Raw genomic sequence first — 19,873 nt, 5'->3', positions numbered from 1 at the left:
AGACGATGGCAGCTTGAACATGGCCTTCTTGAGCGGCCTTTGCGCCTTCCCAATCACGCCTGCCGACAGTGACGGACGGGTCGATACCTTGGCGCTGCGCCAGCTGATTGCACGGCTTTGCACGGCGAAGGTGGATTCCATCGGACTTCTTGGCAGCACCGGCACGTACATGTATCTGTCGCGACAGCAACGACGCCGGGCCATTTCCGAGACGCTGGACGAGACCGGCGGAGGTATCCCCGTCATCGTGGGCGTCGGCGCATTGCGCACCGAGGAGGCGATAAAACACGCGAGAGACGCAAAGGCCCTCGGCGCGGCCGCAGGCTTGCTCGCAGCCGTCTCTTATGCTCCGCTCACCGATGACGAGGTGTTCGAGCATTTCTCCTCGGTCGCGCGCAGAAGCGGACTGCCGATCGTCATCTACGACAATCCTGGGACGACGCATTTTCGCTTTACGCCCGCGCTCGTCGCACGTCTGGCGCGGGTGCCTGGGATCGTGGCCGTCAAGAACCCGACCGACCGGGGCGATGCGATCCAAGGCCATCTGGCCGATCAGAGACAAATCGTGCCGAAAGAATTCTCGATCGGCTACAGCGGCGACTGGAATGCCACCCCGGCCATGATTGCCGGCGCCGATACCTGGTACAGTGTGCTGGGTGGCATCTTGCCCGAGCCTTGCATGGGAATCGTCAGGGCCGCTCAACAGGGCGACCATGTGCAAGCACGTCGCATCGATGCCACGCTGGTCCCGTTTTGGGAACTCTTCAAGGCGTATTCGAGCCTTCGCGTGGTCTATGCACTCGCTGAAGCCCTCGACATCTGCCGGGCCGCACCCCCGCTTCCAATCATGCCGCTTACCATCGCGGCGAAGCAACAAGTCGCTGACGCACTGGCATGTCTGCGAACAGATACCGGTTGGTGAGCAGCCAACTTCCAAATCCTTGAAAGGAACAAACCCATGTATGTGCCTCGGCACAATGAAGAGCCCAGCCGCGAGGTTCTTTTCGATCTGATCCAGAACAACGTCCTTGGGGTGCTCATCACCCATGGCTCAAGCGGGCTCGACGCCAATCACATCCCCTTCGAACTCGACAGCCTGGCAGGAGCACTGGGCACGCTTCGATGTCACGTCGCGCGCAGCAACCCGGTCTGGCAGGGCGTGTCGAGCGGCGATGAGGTGCTCGTCGTGTTCCGGGCCGCCGACGCCTACATTTCTCCGCAGTGGTATCCGAGCAAGCACGAGTTCCACAAGCAGGTGCCGACCTGGAACTACCTGGTCGCACATGCACACGGACGCCTCACCGTTCATGACGATGAGCGCTTTGTTCGTCGCAACGTGGCCAAACTGACCCATCGGCATGAGTCATCCCAGCCCGTCCCATGGAAGATGGGGGATGCGCCGAGAGAATTCATTGACACGCTGGTCAAGGACATCGTGGGACTGGAGATCGAGATTACGCGCCTGATCGGCAAGGCCAAGTTGAGCCAGACCAAAGAGCCGCGCGATATTCGCAACGTCGGCGAAGTTCTTGTCGCCCATGGCAACCTGGGCGTCGGTCAGGCGATGCTGGCAGCCGCTGCTCGCAAGTCCGAACAGGGTTGAAGCTCCCAGCCTCAGCTCCAAGGCTGGCACCCGGCAGGTGCGAGATGCCAGGCGGCCAAGCGAACGGAGCGGCGGCGATGCCTGCAACACGATGCCGTTCATACCAGAAGAATGGAGGAAGTGCCGTACTCCGCCCGCCGCGAAAACCGCGTCATGACGTTCATCATAGCCAGTGCGCCCCAAGTGATGGAAAAAGACAGGATGGTCAGGGCCGCAGGCTCATAGGCTTTGCTCACGCCGATCTTCTGAATGTAGGTGCCGAAAGCCGGGCGCGTCAAAAGGCTAGCAATCACGAATTCCGTCATCACGACAGCAAAGGTCAGGAACGCGCCTGACATGACGGAGGCTAAGATGTTCGGGAAGATCACCAGTCTGATGGTCGCGAAAGGCCGCGCTCCGAGGATGTGAGCGGCTTCCGTCAGCGTCTGAACGTCGATCGTCTGCAAGCCGGTATCAATGGAGCGGTACAGGTACGGCAGAGACAATACGATGCAGCCGCAAACAAGCAGGATGCTCGCACCAGCGCTACTATTGACCAGCGGCAGCACCGACGATGACGAAAACAGCCGCAAATAGCCAAAGACAAGTACGATGGGCGGCACGATCATAGGCAGCATCACGAAGATTTCCACCGCCGGCCGCAGCCATTTGAGGCGTAACCGGACATAATAGGCCATCGGGACAACGAGGATCGTGCCAAAGATAATCGTTAAAACTGCGATTAACAGCGAATAGCCGAAGCTGGCCGCAAATTCCGGGTCCAGGAAAACAGACTCGTAAGCCTCAAGCGAATAGACGCCGCGCCGGATGCTTAATGAAAATTCCACCGTGCTGAAAAGGGGTATCAGAAAGAACAATGCGGCAATAGCAAATATGACCCAAGGTGAATAGCGAAGGACAAGTCTCATTTCATCCACCCTTCGGCACGCACGCGAAGCATCAGATAAAGAGAAATGGCCACCGTCATGACCAGCACCATGATCACGGCCAGAACCGCGCCAAGCTGCTCGTTGTGCAGCACGTCGCCGCGAATTTGCGCGTAGAGCAAGATCGGGATGATGTTCACGGCCGCTCCGGTCAGCGCGTAAGCCGTTGCGATGCCCCCGAAAGCATTGGCGAACAACAATGCCAGCGCCCCTAGAATGGTTGGCCAGAGGATGGGCAGGCCGATCAAGCGCCAATATTGGGTGGTGGTAGCACCCAATATCTCGGCTGCTTCCCGCGTCTGTGAGGAGAGGCGGTCAACGGCGGGCATGATGATCATGAATGCTATCGGGACTTGAAAGAACAGGTAGGTAAGCGTCAAGCCGGAAAAGCTGGCAAGCTCAAAACCCGCCGCGTAAATGTCGATCCCGAAGGCCTTGCGCAAAACCACTGTCACGAGCCCAAGCCGCCCCAGAGTGGCGATGAAGGCGAAAGCGAGGGGAATGCCCGAGAAATGCGAGGCCACGCCGCAAAAGCTCATGACGGCGGCCTTCACCTTCTGGCTGGTCATCCCCCGGCCAACAGTCAGGACCAATATGAGCCCGAGCACCGTTCCAAGAACGGCCGTGGCGGCCGAGATTTTGGCCGAAGTCATGAAGGCGTTGGCAACCTCCGGCGTCGCGATCTCCGCGAAGTTCGCCAGTGTGAAACCTCCCTGTTTATCGACAAAGGCCGTGCCCAGCAGCGCTGCGGTAGGCATCACCATCATGACGATGGCAAAGATGAAGAACGGGGAGGTGGCCAGCAGTGCTGGCCAGTCAATCGATCTGAGGAATGAGGTACGTGCAAGGCCGGCGCTAATGCCACTCGCGCCAAGCTTGCCGTCTGTGGACTGAGGTTTCAACTTACTTGCTGCCAGCGCCCACGGTTGAAGTCCATTCCTTGGCAATCACTTCGCCCGCTTTCACGAGATGGGACAGCTCGGGGAATACTAGGTTGTCACCTGTCGCCGGGAGCTTTGTCAGCATGTCGTCGGTGATTATGCCGGACTTGCGCATGGCGTCAAAGCGGATGGGATGGCAAAGGCCCTTGAGGTAGCCGAGTTGTCCCTCGTCAGAATAAAGGTACTCCATCCATAGCTTGGCGGCATGCGGATGCGGCGCATACTTGCTGATGGCTTGGGCATAGACGCCAGCCACGGTAACGCTTTTTGGGACAATGGTGTCCAGCGGCGGATTGCCCCTGAAATTTTCGGCATAGGTGATGCCGTTGGAATCCCAGCGTGTGGTAATGGGCGTTTCGCCCTTGGCGATGGATGCGGCAGAGCCGAAACCGGAAACGAGATTGCCGGAGTCCTTTAATTGACGGTAGAACTCCAGCCCAGCGCGGGCTGCTGCCGCGCCCGGCTGCGCGCCGGTTGCCAGGCCCGCCGCATAGACGCTTAGGATGGAATTGTTGGCGGTTCGCGGGTCAGCAGGCAGTGAAACGCTCTTGCGATAGGCGGGGTCGAGAAGGTCAGCCCAATCAGCTGGAGACTTTGAGATAACGTCCTTATTCACGACGAAAGAAAGCACGCCGTAATAGTCGCCGTACCAGTGCCCTTCCGGGTCTTTGGCGGTGGCCGGGATTTCTTCCCACGTCTGCACCTTGTACGGTTGCAGCAAATCCTCTTTCTGCGCGATGGGGCCGAAAACAAGGCCCACATCAATGACATCCGGCGCTTGCGAGCCGTTGTTGCCTATATTTGCCTTGATCGTTGTCAGTTCTTCACCGGAGCCTCCTGTTGGGCTGAGTTCGTTTACGGTGAGGCCGTATTTGTCTTTAAAGCTTTGAACCAGCGCGCCATAGCCGCACCAATCATGCCCGAGGGCAATAACCGTCAATTGCCCCTCGGCCTTTGCGGCCGCGACAAGATCATCCATGTTGTCGGCATGTGCGCCGAATGGCACGGCAAGGCAAGCGACACCCGCAGTCAGATAGGCACTCATCCGTTTCCTAATCATTCCGTTTTCCTCTCGCGGCAACCAGCAATAAATGCAGCCTTGCCGGTAACGGCTGCTCTTTACAGAAATGTGACATTATCTGTGATTAATTGGCAACCCCAGAAAAATCCACGCCAGAAAAAACGTGTTTTGGATTGGAATAGCAAGGGACGATGAAGGAATGGCGGACACTTTCAAATGCACGCGCGCGGAAACTGGATGAAAGAGCCGTTGACAGGTATTTGAAAGGCAATTATTCCAAAAAAGGCCACATATAGGCTTTGAAGCGCAGCCGTCCGCATCATGGAAAATGAGGAATTTTGTGAGGAAACTACCGGCAGCAGGCCGCCTGCAAGCCATTGCTGATTTGCTTCGCGCCGGCGAAGGTATCGGAATTGCCGCAATGGCAGAGCGCTTTTCAGTGACGATGGAAACCATCCGCCGCGATCTGATCATTCTCGAAAAAGACGGCTTGTTGACGCGGGTGCATGGAGGCGCAATTCCGGTTTCGCGAGCTGCGCCGCTGTCGTCGCGGCTGGCCAGCCTGAGTGCAGAAAAGGCCGTGATTGGAAAGCTGGCAGCGCAAACTGTGGCGCGGGACGGTTGGATATTCATTACCCACGGCAGCACAGCGCTGGCCGTCGCCAAGGCGTTGAACGATGGCCCTGCTGTATCGGTCATGACGAACATGCCCGCCATCGCGGAAGTGCTGCAAAGCGGCATCAAGCACCGGGTCACGGTCACCGGGGGCGAATACGACTATGCCAATGGCGCGCTTATGGGCGAACAGGTGCTAGAAGCCATTTCCGAGTGCATTTTCGACACGGCCGTCATCGCAGCCTACGGCGTTGACCCGGTGCATGGTTTGGTTGAGTCAAGCAAGTACCTGCAACGCTTCAAGCGGCTGCTGTTTGAGCGCAGCCGCCGCCGCATCTTCGTTGCTGACCATAGCAAATTCGGCGCGTCAGGCGCGTATGTCTCGGTGTCCCTGGCGGACATTGGAACCATCGTCACCGATAAGCCACCGCCCGCCGCCTTTGCGGATGCGTTCAAGGATGCAGGTGTGCGCGTTGTTTATCCGCAAAACAACGAAACGAACAACATGGAAGAAAACACGAATGGCCAATGACGCGCGCCATGTCGTGGTGCTGGGAATTGACGGCCTGCGCCCCGATCTGGTCACTGAAAGCACAATGCCCCATCTTGTGGCGCTGGCCAAGGATGGAACTTGGAACCGCCGTCATAGCACGGTGTTCCCCAGCGAAACGCGGGGGGCGCTCACGGCTTTGGCCACTGGCGCAACTGCGCAGGTGAACGGCATTGCCGGGAACCAGTTCTATGTCCGGGGGACCAGCCCCGATCAAGTGTTCACGGAAACCACGCATGATTGGTGGGCGGCGGATGAACGGCTGGCGGGCGACCTGGTGAAAGCGCCCTCGATCTCGGAAGTTCTACACCAAGCGGGACGGCCGTTTGCGGTCGTCACGTCGAGTGGCCCTGGCGCGCTGCCCGCGCTGAACTGGAAGGGCCAGCAGCGCGGACAAACCGGGTTCAATGTCCGCCATCCGCAGATTGGCTACCCGCATTCGTTTGCCGCCCGCGCTCATCATTCCCTGAAAATCCCGGCCGGGGGCATCTCCGCCGATGGCCCAATGACGGCATTCCGGGTATTCGAGCGCGAAATATGGCCCTACGACAAGCCCGCCACCACCATTCTTTGGTGCACCGAAGTCGATAGCGTTAGTCACTTGCACGGCCTCCAATCGAGCCAGCTACTCGAAAAGATGCGGGGCTGCGATGATGTGATTGGAGAGCTGCGGGCTTGGCGGGACGCCCAGCCGGAGCGCGACAACATCACGTTGTTTATCGTTTCCGATCATGGCCATGTGACGATTGGCGGCACAGTCAACGTCGCCGACGCTCTTTGTCAGGTCGGGTTCAAGGCGGCGGCATCGTTCAACGACGATGCAACGCAGGTGCTTGTTCGACCGGGCCGCGCCGTGGGCCTGTGGCTCAAACAGGACGACCCGGCCCTACTACATGACATACGGGACTTCATGATGGCACAGATATGGTTCGGCGGCGCGTTCAGCCCCGCTCGCGAACCAGGCAGTACCAATGGCATGGTGGATGGCAGTCTCGCGCTGGAACTGCTAGGTGCGGGCGGCGAGCGGGCCCCTCACCTGTTCATTCACCTCGGGAAAATGCCTGCCGGCGATCAGGCTGGGTATCTCGATCCGGTGTTTTATGACCCCGGCGACTACGATCTGCGGGTGGGCGGCGGCACGCATGGGGGGCTGCATCGTGGGGAGTTCACTGCCGTTCTCGCGGGCTACGGTGCGGGATTGGCGCAGGGCCGGGTCTCGGATATTCCGAGCTCCATCACGGACATTGCCCCCACGATCCTGTCACTGCTGGGCATCGACGCGCCGAAAACGATGACAGGCCGCGTGCTGGCTGAGGTGTGCGGGGATGCGCCAGAGAGTGAGGAACTAGCAAGCGCGGAGATTCTCTCTGCCGGTGGCTGCAAAAACACGCTCCTGGCAGGCATCAAGCGGCAGGGGCACTTCCATGTCAGCGAAGGCGGAATTGAGGGCTGCTAAAGAACCAGCTCGCGCTGAAGGAGACGGCAAACATGCCATCTGCAAGACGGAAAAGGCTCTCAACAAGATTGCCGACACGCTCAGTCGCCGTGGACCGCAATGGTAGGGCCTAGGTATTTTCGAGCCTCAATCTTCCGTAGCCTTTCGCTCGGTACACGATCACAGAGACCACCCAACTGACCACGAAGATGCCGACAATTCCATAGCCGAAAGTGGCAAGGTTCCCATCGATTCCTTCAACCACGCCCCAAAGGCCGCCTTGCAAACCAAGCTTGTCTGCAAGGATCCCGAGCGCCTCAATGCCGCCAATGAAGATCGCGATCGCTGCTGAGGCAATGGTGATGGTAAGATTATACCAGAGCTTTCGCATCGGATTGACGAACGCCCAGCGGTAGGCGCCGGTCATCAGCACACTATCGGTTGTGTCCATGATGGACATCCCGGCAGTGAAGAGAGCTGGAAAGACAAGAATCGACCAAAATGAAATGCCCTGCGTTGCCTGGGTTGCCGAAATGCCAAGCAGGCCGATTTCGGTAGCAGTGTCGAAGCCGAGACCGAAGAGGAAGCCGATCGGATACATGTGCCAGGACCGGGTGACGATGCCGAACAGCGGCCGGAAAATGCGGGCGATCAAGCCACGCCCGGCAAGCAGGGCGTCGAGATCTTCATCGACGATCTTTTCGCCGCGGCGCGCCCGGATGAAAGCCGCCCATATGCCCTTGAGGATGAAAAGATTGGCGATGCCGACCACCAGCAGGAACAGGGCCGAGACGCTGGTCCCGATCACCCCCCCCCATTTATGAAACGTCTCCAGTCTGCCTTGCATCAGCGTGGCCGACGCGGCGATGGCAATCGAGGCCAGGATGACGATGCTTGAGTGACCAAGCGAAAAGAAAAAGCCGGTCGCGAAGGGCGCCTTGCCTTCCTGCATCAGCTTGCGCACGACATTGTCGATGGCCGCGATATGGTCGGCGTCGAATGCGTGTCTGAGACCAAGCATGTAGGCGAGCAATGCGGTGCCGAGCAGTGCCGGACGGTCGCAGAAGGCCACCCAAGCCCACGCCCACGCGCCTATATTGGCGCCAACCAGCAAGACGTAGATCATCACCGTCTTGGTTCTGACGCGGACCGGCCGGTCGTCAAATGGATTGGGGAGACGCCGCGCAGTCGGTTCCTGGTGCATCTCCGAGGCCGTGAGCGCGGCTGCTTCCGTCATTTTCACTCCTCCCCATCCGTCGATGGCCCGGCAAAGTCTGCACGACGACTGTTCCAATAAAGAGCTTAGAGCCGCACCTGCGCAGCTTCATGGTCAAGCCATTCATACCAGCCCCCGAGCCCCTCCCCCGATTTTGCCGAGACGCAAAGCGTAATGATCTCGGGATTGATCCGGCGCGCGTTGGCGATGGCGCTGTCAACGTCGAAATCGACATGCGCCAGAAGATCGATCTTGTTGATGACCATGACCTTGGCAGCTCGGAACATGTGCGGATACTTCAGCGGCTTGTCATCGCCCTCGGTCACCGAGAGTATGACCACCTTGGCGTGTTCGCCGAGATCAAACATCGCCGGGCAGACAAGATTGCCGACATTCTCGATCATCACCACGGAACCGAAGGCCGGCTTCAGTTCGACCAGCCCCTTGGCCACCATATCGGCTTCAAGATGGCAGCCGGCGCCGGTGTTGACCTGGATAGCGGCAGCTCCGGCGGCGCGGATGCGCTCGCCGTCATTGGCGGTTGCCTGGTCACCTTCGATGACCGAGATCACCATCCGGTCCTTGAGATCGCGGATGGTGCGCTCAAGCAGCGTTGTCTTGCCGGAGCCGGGCGAAGAAACAAGGTTCAGCGCCAGGATCTCGCGACCGGCGAACCAGCCGCGATTGCTGGCGGCAAGCGCGTCGTTCTTGGCCAGGATCTGCATTTCGAGTTCGACCACCGCGGTGCGACCGTGACTATGCTCGTGACCTTGGTGATGATGGCCGTCCGCACGATCATGACCTTGGTGAGCATGGTCATGCGAATGATCGTCACCATGCAACTCGCCGTCGCCATGGGAATGATCGTTATGGTGGCGATGCTCGCGCGCCTGCTCCATCGCATGGTCGTGCGCGTGCTCGTGGCCATGAGTGTGCGGATGCTGGTGATCGTGGCTATGTCCGTCGCCATGGTCGTGCGGATGAGCGTGGCTGTGGACATGATCGTGGCCATGCCCATGCGCCGTGCCGCAATCATGGGCATGGATATCACTTTGCGCATCGCCGAGAGCCGTTTCCTTGCCGGTTTGCAGGTTGAGGATTCGCGTTTCGGCCTTGGCGCCGCAGCCACAGGTTCCGCACATCAGGCAGCCTCCTCGATTTCCATTTCCCGGATTTTCAGTTCCTCGCCGGCCAGCCGGTCGATGGCAAGCGAGCCGCAGGCGCAAGCCTGATAGAGGGTGACCGTCTCGAACGTTGCGCTGCAAGTCCGGCAGCTTGCGCGCCCGCCAATTTTGCGGATGTCCAGCCGGGCGCCATCGAGCAACGTGCCCTTGGCGACAATGTCGAAGCAAAACAGGATGGCATCCGGAACGACCCCGCAAAACTGTCCCACATCAAGTGTCACGCGCCTGACGCGGCGCCCTTTCGCCGCTTCCTCGACGATGGAGACGATGTTGCGGGTGATGCCGAATTCGTGCACGGGCTTTCCTCAACAAATGCGCGGCAATTGTTCACCGACCAGCATGTCGACGATGCGCCGGCCGCCAAACAAGGTCTGCATGGTAACGCGTCCCGGCTCGCCGAGGCCGGCATGGCCGATGATTGCAGACCCCTGGCCGTGCGGATGCGCGAGCAATGCGGCAAGTGCGGCTTCACTTTCTTGCGCCGGCACCGCAATGACAATCTTGCCTTCATTGGCGAGATAGAGCGGGTCGAGACCGAGGATCTCGCAAAAGCCGCGCACTTCATCGCGCAGCGGCGTTGCCGCCTCGTTGATCTCGATCGACACTGCGGAGGCGTCGGCGATCTCATTGAGCACCGTGGCGATGCCGCCGCGCGTCGCATCACGGATACAGCGCGTGCCGGGCGCTGCGGCCAGCAGCAACTCGATCAGCCCATGCAGAGGCGCACAATCGCTCTCGATCGAGGCTTCCAGCGCCATGTCGCCACGCGCGCACAGGATCGCGGCGCCATGATCACCCAGCAGGCCGTTGACCAGGATAGCGTCACCTGGCCTTACATGATCGATGCCGAGCTCAAGTCCCGGCCGGATCACCCCAATTCCGGTGGTGGTTATAAAGATCTTGTCGCATGCGCCGCGCTGAACGACCTTGGTGTCGCCCGTCACGATGGTGACGCCGGCTTCGCGTGCCGCTTGCGCCATCGAGAGCGCGATACGGCGCAGCACCTCGACCTGCATGCCTTCCTCGATGACGACGGCGCAGGACAGATAGAGCGGCTTGGCGCCGCCGACCGCCAGGTCATTGACGGTGCCGTAGACAGCAAGCTTGCCGATATCACCGCCGGGAAAGAACAGCGGGTCGACGACGAAGGAATCGGTGGTGAAGGCAAGCCTGTCGCCATGCGTTGCCAACATTGCGAGATCGAAGCGCGCCTGGTCTTCCAGCACCTCGGGAGCCGCGCCGGCGAACGCGCTGATGAAGACATCGTCGATGAGGTCTTTCATTGCCTTGCCGCCGCCGCCATGGGCAAGCGTGACGGTGGGGATGAAAACCCGTCCCAGCACGCGTTTGGGTGGGGGTGGCCGCATGTTCATGACACGGTCACCGGCTGGCTGCCGGAGCGGACCGTGGTATGCTTCTTGACGCCCCCATATTGGTAATAGGCAGCGCAAGCACCCTCGGATGAAACCATGAGGGCACCGAGCGGCACCTCCGGGGTGCAGGCGGTGCCGAATACCTTGCACTGCCACGGCTTGATGACGCCCTTCAGGACCTCACCGCACTGGCAGGATTTAGGGTCGGCTATCTTGACGCCAGGGATGGCGAACTTGCGCTCGGCATCGAAGCTGGCGTACTCGTCACGCACCTTGACGCCCGAATGGTCAATGGAGCCCAGTCCCCGCCATTCGAAGAATTCACGCAGCTCGTAGACCTTGCCCACGGCAGTGAGTGCTGCGTTGTTGCCGGCTTCGGGAACGATACGGGCATACTGGTTTTCGATCTCGGCGCGGCCGTCCTTGATCTGCTTGAGCACCATCCAGATGGATTGCAGGACATCGAGAGGTTCGAAGCCGGCGACGACCATGGGCCGCTTGTAGAAGTCAGCGATGAATTCGTAAGGGGCGGTGCCGATGACCATCGAGACATGGCCCGGTCCCAGGAAGCCGTCGAGATGCAGATCCGGGCTGTCGAGGATCGCCTTGATGGTCGGCACGATGGTGATGTGATTGCAAAACACCGAAAAGTTCTTGATGCCGTCGGCTTCGGCTTGCAGCACGGTCAGTGCTGTCGACGGCATGGTGGTCTCGAAGCCGAGGCCGAAGAACACCACCTCTCGATCCGGGTTCTTGCGGGCCAGCGACAGCGCGTCCATCGGCGAATAGACCATGCGCACATCGGCGCCATCGGCCTTTGCCTGCTGCAGGCTCTTCTTCGAGCCTGGCACGCGCATGGCGTCGCCGAAGGTGGTGAAGATCACTTCCGGCCGCTCGGCGATCGACACGCAATCGTCGACCCTGCCCATCGGCAGCACGCAGACCGGACAACCCGGCCCGTGCACCAGTTCGATGGCGTCGGGCAGCATGCCTTCCAGCCCGTAGCGGAAGATCGAATGGGTGTGGCCGCCGCAGACCTCCATGATGTTGATCGGGCGGCTCCTTGCGATCTCGATGGTCGCGACAAGCTTGTCGATTTCCTTGACCAGCACTTTCGCCTTTTCCGCGTCGCGGAATTCGTCGGTGTATTTCATTGGGCGCTTCCTTTTGCGGCGGAGCCGCGTTCGTCGGCGAGCAGCGTGTGCACGAGGTCCCACAGGATATGATAGGCGGCGACGTGGCATTCCTGGATGCGGTGGATCGAGGTGGACGGCACGACGAGCAAATGGTCGACCGTGCCTGACGATTTCATGCGCCCGCCATCGCCGCCGGCGAGCCCGATCGTGTGAACGCCCATCTCCTTGGCCTTGGCGAAAGCCGCGACCAGGTTTTGCGAATTGCCGCTGGTCGAGATGCCGATCAGCGCATCGCCCTTGCGGGCGTGCGCCAGCAGCTGGCGCACGAAGACATGGTCGAAGCCGAGATCGTTGCCGACTGCCGAAATCATCGCCAGATCGGCGACGAGATTGGTGGCGGCAAGCGCCGGCCGGCCGGCGGTCACGGGATGGACGAACTCGACGGCGACATGGGACGCATCGCAGCTCGAGCCGCCATTGCCCATGGAAAACAGCTGGCCGTTGTTGCGGTAGACATCCGCCAGCGCATGCGCGGCGGCGACGAGGATGCCAGCCTGATCGGCAAAGAAACGCTCATTGGTTTCACGCGAGTCGCGGGCCTTCTCGGCAACCGAATGCAGCAGCGCCGCCTTCATCTTTTCGGGATCCTGGGCCTTGCCGTGCAGGAACGGATAAAGCCCTTTCAGTTCGCTTTCGCTGGACATTTTTCATGTCCTCCTAATGGACCGCCGACAGCCGCATGGACTCCATCTCGGCTTGCGCTTCGCCAAGTTCGGTGAGGATTTTCAGGGTTTCGGCTGCTTCATGTTCGTCGATGCGGCTCATGGCGAAGCCGACATGGATCAGCACCCAGTCGCCGACGCAATCGTCGACCGAATGGTGTTCGTTGACGATGCAGGCGATGTTGATTTGTCGCCTGACGCCGCTGACATCGACGGTGGCCAACTTCTTTTCATGATCGTCGATCTTGAGGATCTTTCCAGGGATGCCAAGACACATTGTCAGCTCGCTTTCTGTCGGACCCTGCCGGCGTCGATGAGATGGGCTGCCGCGATCGCGGCCTGGCCGAACGCCACGCCGCCATCGTTGGCGGGCACGCGGGAATGGGTGAGGACCACGAAATCCAGCTTCTCAAGCCGGCTCACGACCTGCTCGAACAGCACCTTGTTGTGGAAGCAGCCGCCCGAGAGCGCGACTGTATCGAAGCGTGCCGGGGCGTCCTCCTCGTCGCGGCGCGCCAGCTTCAGCGCCATGGCGGCGATCGACTTCGCCAGACCCTTGTGGAAGCGGGCAGCGATAACGGAGGCTGGCGTCTTCAGGATCAGATCGCCGAATACCGCGTTCCACATGCCGAGCGGCTCCATGTACGGCAAGCCTGAACCTTGCAGGTTTGGGATCGGCAACGGATAGGCGAGAGCATCGCCCTCTTCTTCAAGTATGCCTGCCGACACGATCGCTTCCAGCCGCGCGGCCGCCTCGCCCTCGTAGGCCTGACGGTCAAAACAGATGCCAAGGGCCGCAGCGACTGCATCAAACAGGCGGCCGCACGATGATGCGTTGGGCGAATTGACCGACGCCTTGATCATGGCATCTACACTCGCCAACGGCTTGGCGGTGAGCGCGGCAAACAGGTCGAGTTCGCCGAAATTCATGGCGAAGGCCGGCCATCCCATCTCGGCCGTCACATGCGCATGGAGGTTGCGCCACGGCTCGCGTATGGCTTGCGCCCCCCCTGGCATGGCGACTGGCTTGAAGGTGCCAAGCCGTTCAAAGCGGCGATAGTCCGCAAGCAGGAACTCGCCACCCCAGATCGCACCATCGGACCCGTATCCGAGCCCGTCGAGCACGATGGCCAGGACAGGATCGGCGTTCAACGGGCGTCCGTTTTCAGCCAGGCAGGCAGCGGCATGGGCATGATGGTGCTGAACCTCCACGAGCGGCAGGTTTTCGGACACCGCGGTGGCGCGCGCCAGTTTCGCCGACAGATATTCAGGATGCAGGTCCGCGGCCAGGGCTGCCGGGCGGTGATCGAAAAGACCGCGAAAAAGGACGAGGTTCTTGCGATAGTCGTCATAGGTCAGTGCGTCTTCGAGATCGCCCTGGTGCTGCGACAGCACCGCACGGCCGTCCTTGATCAGACAGAAGGTCGCTTTCAATTCGGCGCCATAAGCCAGAATTTCAGGCGCCGGCTCGAAGCCTGGCGGAAGCTGGATCGACGCCGGCGCATAACCGCGTGCGCGGCGCAGCACGCGCAATCTCCCGCCCATGTGCCGCACAAGGGAGTCGTCTATGCGGTTGGCGATATCGCGATTGTGGGTCAAAGCGAAGGGCGCAATCGCCGACAGTTTCGCTGCCGCTTCGACGTCATCGATAAGCTGCGGTTCGTCGGACAGGTTGCCGCTGGTCATGACCACCGGCCGGCCCATGCGCCGCAGCAACAGCAGATGCAAAGGGGTTGAAGGCAGCATGAAGCCAAGGGTCTTGAGGCCGGGAGCGATCTCGTCGGGCAGGTCTTCCGGTCCGGTGGCGGCAAGCAGAACAATGGGCGCCTCGCGGCTTTCAAGGGCCGCCGCTTCCGCCTCGCTGAGCGTTGCGTAGCGACGAACGACATCGAGGTCGCGCGCCATCAGCGCGAAGGGTTTTGCGTCGCGGCGTTTGCGTTGCCTTAGCAAAGCCGCCGTTTCGGGCCGTGTGGCGTCGCAAGCAAGCTGGTAGCCGCCAAGTGCCTTGATGGCCACGATCTCGCCTTTCTGGATCAGGCTCAATGCCGCGTCCACGTCGTCGAGCATCGAATGCTGCTCGAAGGAAAGAGCGCGGCCATCAAAGCGGATCAGTCTTGCTGCGGGACCGCAGACATGACAGGCCGTCGCCTCGGCATGAAAGCGGCGGTCGGCGGGGTCGCGATATTCGGCGCCGCAAGCCTGGCATAGCGGAAACGGCGCCATGGTCGTGGTGGCGCGGTCGTAAGGCACGCCGCCAACGATGCTCAATCTTGGCCCGCAATGGGTGCAGTTGGTGAAGGGATAGCGGAAGCGCCGTACGAACGGGTCAAGCGTTTCGGCGGCACAGGCGCTACACATGGCGGCATCGGGCGATATTTCGGTGCGGGCACGAGCACCCGTCTCGCTGTCGACGATGACGAAACCGGATTCCAATTCGCCCTCACAAGGGCTGGTCTCGATGGCCGTGATTTCGGCCAGCGGCGGTGGCGAGGTCCGCAACTCTTCGACAAGTGCGGCAATGGTCGAGGAGACGCCGCGCACGCGGATCAACACGCCTTGGCTGTCGTTGAGCACGTCGCCGTCGAGGCCCAGCCGGCTGGCGATCCGCCAGACTGTCGGGCGGAAGCCGACGCCTTGCACACGGCCGCGAACCCTGATCTCGACACTGCTCGTCGCGTCGGCCATCCGCAGCGGCGTGTTCATGACGCCGCCTCCCACAACAGGACGCGATTGTTGCCCGTGTCGGCGATCGCCAGCGTATTGCCCGATGCAGCCAATGCGAACGGCCAGCAGACGCTGTCACGGGCAGCAAAACGCCAGCGATTGTCGCCCTTGTCGGCAAAGCCGGCCTGGGCGGCGAGACCGCAAGCGGCACTATCCATGCGCAAATCGTCGAGGGGGTAGCCGATCAACCGGGAATTGGCGGTGTCGGCGCAAACGAGGGTGCCGTCACGGATCGTCATGCCGTAGGGCATGTTGAGTGCGCGATTGTTTGGATGATAGGAGGCCCGGTTGTGATCATTGCCGTCGAAGCCGGATTGACCCAGCACGAAGCTGCAGGGAGCGCCATCGGCATTGGGCATGGAATTCCAGACCATGATGCGGTTGTTGCCGGCGTCCGCCACCAGAATCTTGTTGTTGTCGACAACCACGCTGTGCGGCCAGCGCATGCCGACAGCACCGCCTACCCCAGAGGCATTGTCGTCACGGGTCGTTGCATCAACCTGGCCGAGCACCAGATCGGCGGGCTGGCCGTTACGTTGGGGGATGGAGTTCCAGATCAGCACCCGACGGTTTCCGGTATCGGCAACAAACACTCGGCCATCGGCGATTGTGACGCCATAACACCAGTTCAGCGTATCGGCCGCCGCGGTTGCCGCGCCACGGTTGGCGGCACCGTTCGAAAAATCCGCCTGCCCGAGCACCAGGTCCGCCGGCTGGTTGGAGTGCTCGGGCAGTGTGCGCCAGATCAGCACACGGTGGTTCCATGCATCGGCAACGGCAAGCACCTTGCCATCGGTCGATACTCCCGTCGGCATATTCAACGTGGCTGGACCAAGCGGCCCATGTGCGTTGCGACCTTCGGAGAAAAAATCGGGCTGGCCGATCAGCAGGTCCGCGTCTGCATTGTCTGTTTGCGGCACCGTGTTCCAGATCATCAGCCGATGATGGCCGGTATCGGCAACGAAAAACGGCCCACCGTCCGGTGCAAAGCACACGCCGCGCGGCCCAAACAGCGAATTTGGTTGCGGCCTGATGGGATCAGGAAGTCCGTCACCAGCGATCTGGTCACCGAGAACGGTTCGCGCACCGCGCGGATCGAGCAGCTGTTGTGTTACGCTGCCAGGCAGAGGTCGGCGGTAATCGGGGGCCAGGGAGATGCGCATCATGACGACAGCCTCACCTCGACGCGATTGCCGATGACGCGCACGGCATGCGACTGAAGCGCCACTTCGGGCGCGGTCAGGCACTCACCGCTGGAAAGATCATACCGGAAGCCATGATATGGACAGGTGATGATGCCATCCTCGATGCTGCCGCCGTCCAGCTCCATGCCAAGGTGCGCGCAGGCATTCTGGAAGCAGGAAACCACCCCCTCCTGACGCGACAGGATGACATTTTGCCCGCCGACCACGACGGCACTGATGCCACCCTGCGGGATCTCATCGAGGCGGCACACCAAATGCCAGCCGCCGACGGCGCCGAGCGCGAACGGGCTGACGAAGCGGACACTATCATTGTCGGCAGCGTTGCTCATGCCCTTGATCTGAACGATATCAGTGATCTCGGGACAGGCTTCCTCAATTGCTTTTTTTACGCCCGCGTGGAACGTGAGGGCCGAGGCCGGACAGCCGTCGCAGGCGCCGACGAACCGCACCTCGATCGCCGGCGGCCGGACGTTGACCAACTCGACATTGCCGCCATGCGAGGCAAGCATCGGGCGCACCCCGTCCAGCGCCGCCTCTACCCGCTCACTGAGGCTGGGCTTGAGGATATTGTGACGGCGCAGCACCGCATAGACGACCTCGTCGGTAACCGCATGCTTCATCGCAGCGAGCGCGGCCGGCTCATCTTTCAATCCCCGCACCAGGCGTCGCAAAGCCTCACCATGCAGGTCCTCTATAGCGCGGCGGTATGCCTCCACCGCGTTGCGTTGCGTCTCGTCCCAACTCGAAAAGATCGCCTCGACACGCTCGATGTCGCCGGCAAGACCGGCGAGATCCTCGCGTTTGGTCGGGATCTGATCGATGGCGTTCATATCAACGGTACTTGAGGTTTTTGAACAGATACGGCTGCAAGGCACCGCCAATGAGGCAGGCGAGCCCGGCTGCGGCTGCCAACGGCAGGCCGGCCTTGGCCAGGGCAATGACAAGCAGGGCGGTTATGGTCGCCCCTATCGCTGTCTGGCGATAGACCTTGCCGGGTTCGGAGAAGAGCTTTCCCCGAAAGAAGAGTGTGATCGAGCTTTTTGCCATTTCCAACATGATTTGCCCCTCAGCCGATCAGCGCCAGAATGATCAATCCGGCGACCAGTCCCGGCACGCCAGCGATCGGTCCGTAAAAACTGCCCATCATGGCGGCAAGTTCGTTGCCCAAAGATTTGCCGCCAACGGCGATGCCACCGATCGCTCCGCCGATGCCGGAGCAGACCAGTCCGATAATGAGCGCAAGCACCGCGCCAGCTGCCGTCAGTTCAACTCCTGCCACGTCATAGACTCCTTGAGTTCGGTTCAGTTGAGATGTCGGTGTTCCACGCCACCTTGTTGATTGCTGTCGTCAGGGGTTGCCGAGAGCAGTTCACGTTCGATCTGCTCGAGGGCCTCGGCAACGGTGCGGGCCTTCTCGGCCTGTCCGCTGGCGCTGAAAATCTCCCGGCTCTCGCGATAATACTCCCGGGCCGCGCGTACGTTGGCGCGATTGCCGTTCTCGGGCCGTTCCGGGTCGTCGGGAAGATTCCACAGGCAATTCGCCTTGTTGGCGACCGTGTTGGCATATTCGAGCGGCATCGTGTCCCGGAGACGAACTTTCAGAGCTTCGTCATAGGCGTCGAGCGCGCGCAAATTGTTTTCCAGCGTATGGCTTGAGGACGCGTATTGCAGAGCATTGCCGAGGTTGTTCTGCAACATGGCGTATTCGGCGGGATGATCGATCAGATTGACGATCTTCAAACCTTCTTCGAATGCCTGCACGGCCAGCGCCTCGCGCATTTTTGATCTGGCATCGGTGAACGGAATGGAAAGAAACGCCGTCGCCAGATTGTTCTGCAGGATGGCGAATTCCTTTGGGAAGTGTGCCTTGTCGAACGTGCGCAGCGCCCGCTGATAGGCCGAAATCGCGTCGGTGATGCGGGCCTTGTGCTGGCCGGCCAGATTCTGGATCGCAAGACCGAGGTTCATTTCTGCCTCTGCCAGTTCTTCTGGCCGACCGAAGTCGACCAGCGATGGCATGGCGGCCTCGAAGGCGGCGCGCGCTTGTTGCAGCGCTGCTGTTCCCTCGTCGGGGAGGATCAAAAGAGCCGTGCCCTTGCGGGCAAAGATACGGGCCGAAAGCAGGCGTTCGTCCTGCGGGCAGACGCTGAGCGCGCGATCGTAGAGGTCGACTGCCGCCAGGATCTGCTCGGCGCTCTTGGGGCGCTGCTGGAGTCCCATGGCGATTTCCATGAGCATCTCGGCACGCTCGGCGGGGGTCGCCGATTCGTCTTCTGCCGCAGCAATTGCTGCGCGCACCTCATCCTCGGCGCGAGTGCTTTGCAACTGGGCTTCCCTCCACGGCTGCTTTGGCGCAGCTTATTATCTTGGCAAAAAGCTAGCCGAGTTTTCCAAACCTGTCTACTTAAATTACCAACTGATAACTTAGTTTACAAAAACAGGTCTTTGGCAACGAGGGCGGCCTGCTCCGCCTCCCAACGAGCGAAAAATTCGCACGCCGATTCATCATCCATCCCCTGCTCCCGGAAGAAATCTGGCGCAAAGACCACGCGGTCCCCTGCCCCGTTGCGACGCTTGAGCAGATAGCCGCCAGATGCGGCGTGGCGAACAGGCAGGATGATAAGGTCGTTGTTGCGCCGCAGCAGAATGACGCTCTCCAGGCCGGTGAAGTATCGGTCGCATATTGCCGAAGACAAATAGAGCCCGCCGCGCCGGATCTGGACACTGGAGGCGGGCGCGTTCATGCGGACACCGTGGCCAACCTTTCGCTGATGAGCGCCTCGACGCGGCGTGAAACCTGCTCAGCCGACGCGGCGACATCGTGCGACAACCCTATGCCAAAGCCAAGTTCGGCGGCCTCGATCAAAAAGACCGTCACGTCCGTGGGAAACTCTTCACGAAAAATTTGCCGTCCCGCATAGAGGGCCGCTTCCCAGCGGAAGTCATGAAGGTTGAGACCGGGGACATAGGGACGCTCGAGCACAGCGCCCGGCACCTCGTGTATGGCGCCTGGCGTGACCCCGGTTTTTGACGCATCGACCACGATCAAGGACGTGCAACCGCGCGCGGCAAACATGACCGACATGCCGTCCGTACCCGCATCCAGCAATTTGACATCCGGTCCTTCGAGGTTGCGTTGCCGCAATGCGCGTATGACCTCTATGCCCACCCCATCGTCTTGGCGGTTCAGATTTCCGCAGCCGATGACGATGATCATAGCGG

The 19,873-nt window shown here is 60.8% G+C and carries 22 protein-coding genes; 4 read left to right on the top strand and 18 right to left on the bottom strand.

Translation table 11 applies throughout. The features are described from left to right. Positions 1 to 19 precede the first annotated feature (19 nt). Positions 20 to 922, top strand: coding sequence for a dihydrodipicolinate synthase family protein (locus LB569_RS09295; RefSeq protein WP_224692286.1), 903 nt, complete (start codon positions 20 to 22; stop codon positions 920 to 922). A gap of 36 nt (positions 923 to 958) precedes the next feature. Beyond that, positions 959 to 1,603 carry an FMN-binding negative transcriptional regulator gene (locus LB569_RS09290; protein WP_224691957.1) on the top strand — a complete coding sequence of 215 codons (645 nt, stop codon included), beginning with the start codon at positions 959 to 961 and terminating at the stop codon, positions 1,601 to 1,603. A gap of 98 nt (positions 1,604 to 1,701) precedes the next feature. On the opposite strand, the gene LB569_RS09285 is transcribed toward LB569_RS09290, so the two are convergent. The 3 genes from LB569_RS09285 to LB569_RS09275 are packed head-to-tail and all read right to left on the bottom strand — an operon-like array spanning position 1,702 to position 4,530. Beyond that, positions 1,702 to 2,511 (bottom strand): ABC transporter permease, encoded by an 810-nt coding sequence (locus tag LB569_RS09285; RefSeq protein WP_224691956.1) that lies wholly within the window; start codon positions 2,509 to 2,511, stop codon positions 1,702 to 1,704. Next, positions 2,508 to 3,431: an ABC transporter permease gene (locus LB569_RS09280; protein ID WP_224691955.1), complete on the bottom strand. Its 924-nt coding sequence runs from the start codon at positions 3,429 to 3,431 to the stop codon at positions 2,508 to 2,510. The genes LB569_RS09285 and LB569_RS09280 overlap by 4 nt, the downstream gene beginning before the upstream one ends. Position 3,432: 1 nt before the next feature. Continuing rightward, complete coding sequence (locus LB569_RS09275; RefSeq protein ID WP_411970197.1) at positions 3,433 to 4,530, bottom strand: ABC transporter substrate-binding protein; 1,098 nt, start codon at positions 4,528 to 4,530, stop codon at positions 3,433 to 3,435. 289 nt (positions 4,531 to 4,819) lie between these two features. Here LB569_RS09275 and LB569_RS09270 point away from each other — a divergent pair, with 289 nt between their 5' ends. Both LB569_RS09270 and LB569_RS09265 read left to right on the top strand, forming a co-directional pair. Further along, positions 4,820 to 5,638 carry a DeoR/GlpR family DNA-binding transcription regulator gene (locus LB569_RS09270; RefSeq protein ID WP_224691954.1) on the top strand — a complete coding sequence of 273 codons (819 nt, stop codon included), beginning with the start codon at positions 4,820 to 4,822 and terminating at the stop codon, positions 5,636 to 5,638. Then, the gene (locus LB569_RS09265; RefSeq protein WP_224691953.1) at positions 5,628 to 7,112 is read left to right on the top strand and encodes an alkaline phosphatase family protein; all 1,485 of its coding nucleotides are present in this window, start codon (positions 5,628 to 5,630) and stop codon (positions 7,110 to 7,112) included. The genes LB569_RS09270 and LB569_RS09265 overlap by 11 nt, the downstream gene beginning before the upstream one ends. Before the next feature lie 109 nt (positions 7,113 to 7,221). Here the strand turns inward: LB569_RS09265 and LB569_RS09260 are convergent, their stop codons facing one another. The 15 genes from LB569_RS09260 to LB569_RS09190 form a co-directional block, all read right to left on the bottom strand. Next, a complete protein-coding gene (locus LB569_RS09260) occupies positions 7,222 to 8,295 on the bottom strand; it encodes a HoxN/HupN/NixA family nickel/cobalt transporter (RefSeq protein ID WP_411970208.1) in 1,074 nt (357 codons plus the stop codon). Positions 8,296 to 8,393: 98 nt separating this feature from the next. Then, on the bottom strand, positions 8,394 to 9,449 hold the full coding sequence (gene hypB / locus LB569_RS09255; RefSeq protein ID WP_224691951.1) for a hydrogenase nickel incorporation protein HypB: 1,056 nt from the start codon (positions 9,447 to 9,449) through the stop codon (positions 8,394 to 8,396). Further along, positions 9,449 to 9,787, bottom strand: a complete 339-nt coding sequence (locus LB569_RS09250) for a hydrogenase maturation nickel metallochaperone HypA (RefSeq protein WP_224691950.1) — start codon at positions 9,785 to 9,787, stop codon at positions 9,449 to 9,451. Before LB569_RS09250 ends, hypB begins: the two co-directional genes overlap by 1 nt. 9 nt (positions 9,788 to 9,796) lie before the next feature. After that, a complete protein-coding gene (gene hypE / locus LB569_RS09245) occupies positions 9,797 to 10,864 on the bottom strand; it encodes a hydrogenase expression/formation protein HypE (RefSeq protein ID WP_224691949.1) in 1,068 nt (355 codons plus the stop codon). Further along, positions 10,861 to 12,018: a hydrogenase formation protein HypD gene (gene hypD / locus LB569_RS09240; protein WP_224691948.1), complete on the bottom strand. Its 1,158-nt coding sequence runs from the start codon at positions 12,016 to 12,018 to the stop codon at positions 10,861 to 10,863. The genes hypE and hypD overlap by 4 nt, the downstream gene beginning before the upstream one ends. Then, positions 12,015 to 12,704, bottom strand: coding sequence for an SIS domain-containing protein (locus tag LB569_RS09235; protein ID WP_224691947.1), 690 nt, complete (start codon positions 12,702 to 12,704; stop codon positions 12,015 to 12,017). Before LB569_RS09235 ends, hypD begins: the two co-directional genes overlap by 4 nt. A gap of 13 nt (positions 12,705 to 12,717) precedes the next feature. Continuing rightward, positions 12,718 to 12,999: a HypC/HybG/HupF family hydrogenase formation chaperone gene (locus LB569_RS09230; protein WP_095774167.1), complete on the bottom strand. Its 282-nt coding sequence runs from the start codon at positions 12,997 to 12,999 to the stop codon at positions 12,718 to 12,720. 2 nt (positions 13,000 to 13,001) lie between these two features. Next, a complete protein-coding gene (gene hypF / locus LB569_RS09225) occupies positions 13,002 to 15,425 on the bottom strand; it encodes a carbamoyltransferase HypF (RefSeq protein WP_224691946.1) in 2,424 nt (807 codons plus the stop codon). Continuing rightward, positions 15,422 to 16,612: an NHL repeat-containing protein gene (locus LB569_RS09220; RefSeq protein ID WP_224691945.1), complete on the bottom strand. Its 1,191-nt coding sequence runs from the start codon at positions 16,610 to 16,612 to the stop codon at positions 15,422 to 15,424. Before LB569_RS09220 ends, hypF begins: the two co-directional genes overlap by 4 nt. Continuing rightward, entirely contained in the window at positions 16,609 to 17,526 is a 918-nt protein-coding gene (locus LB569_RS09215) for a NifU family protein (RefSeq protein WP_318013107.1), read from the bottom strand. Before LB569_RS09215 ends, LB569_RS09220 begins: the two co-directional genes overlap by 4 nt. Further along, positions 17,483 to 17,707: a hypothetical protein gene (locus LB569_RS09210; RefSeq protein ID WP_013896573.1), complete on the bottom strand. Its 225-nt coding sequence runs from the start codon at positions 17,705 to 17,707 to the stop codon at positions 17,483 to 17,485. Before LB569_RS09210 ends, LB569_RS09215 begins: the two co-directional genes overlap by 44 nt. Positions 17,708 to 17,717: 10 nt before the next feature. Beyond that, positions 17,718 to 17,930 (bottom strand): hypothetical protein, encoded by a 213-nt coding sequence (locus tag LB569_RS09205; RefSeq protein ID WP_224691944.1) that lies wholly within the window; start codon positions 17,928 to 17,930, stop codon positions 17,718 to 17,720. A 23-nt stretch (positions 17,931 to 17,953) separates the two neighbouring features. After that, positions 17,954 to 18,976 carry a hypothetical protein gene (locus LB569_RS09200; protein WP_224691943.1) on the bottom strand — a complete coding sequence of 341 codons (1,023 nt, stop codon included), beginning with the start codon at positions 18,974 to 18,976 and terminating at the stop codon, positions 17,954 to 17,956. A 104-nt stretch (positions 18,977 to 19,080) separates the two neighbouring features. Next, positions 19,081 to 19,395, bottom strand: a complete 315-nt coding sequence (locus LB569_RS09195) for a hypothetical protein (protein ID WP_224691942.1) — start codon at positions 19,393 to 19,395, stop codon at positions 19,081 to 19,083. Continuing rightward, complete coding sequence (locus LB569_RS09190) at positions 19,392 to 19,868, bottom strand: hydrogenase maturation protease (protein WP_224691941.1); 477 nt, start codon at positions 19,866 to 19,868, stop codon at positions 19,392 to 19,394. Before LB569_RS09190 ends, LB569_RS09195 begins: the two co-directional genes overlap by 4 nt. Positions 19,869 to 19,873 lie beyond the last annotated feature (5 nt).

This window comes from Mesorhizobium sp. BH1-1-4 (assembly GCF_020165665.1).
Taxonomy (GTDB): Bacteria; Pseudomonadota; Alphaproteobacteria; order Rhizobiales; family Rhizobiaceae; genus Mesorhizobium.
Note: the sequence above shows the minus strand (reverse complement) of the source record. Positions and strands in the feature narration are given on the sequence as shown.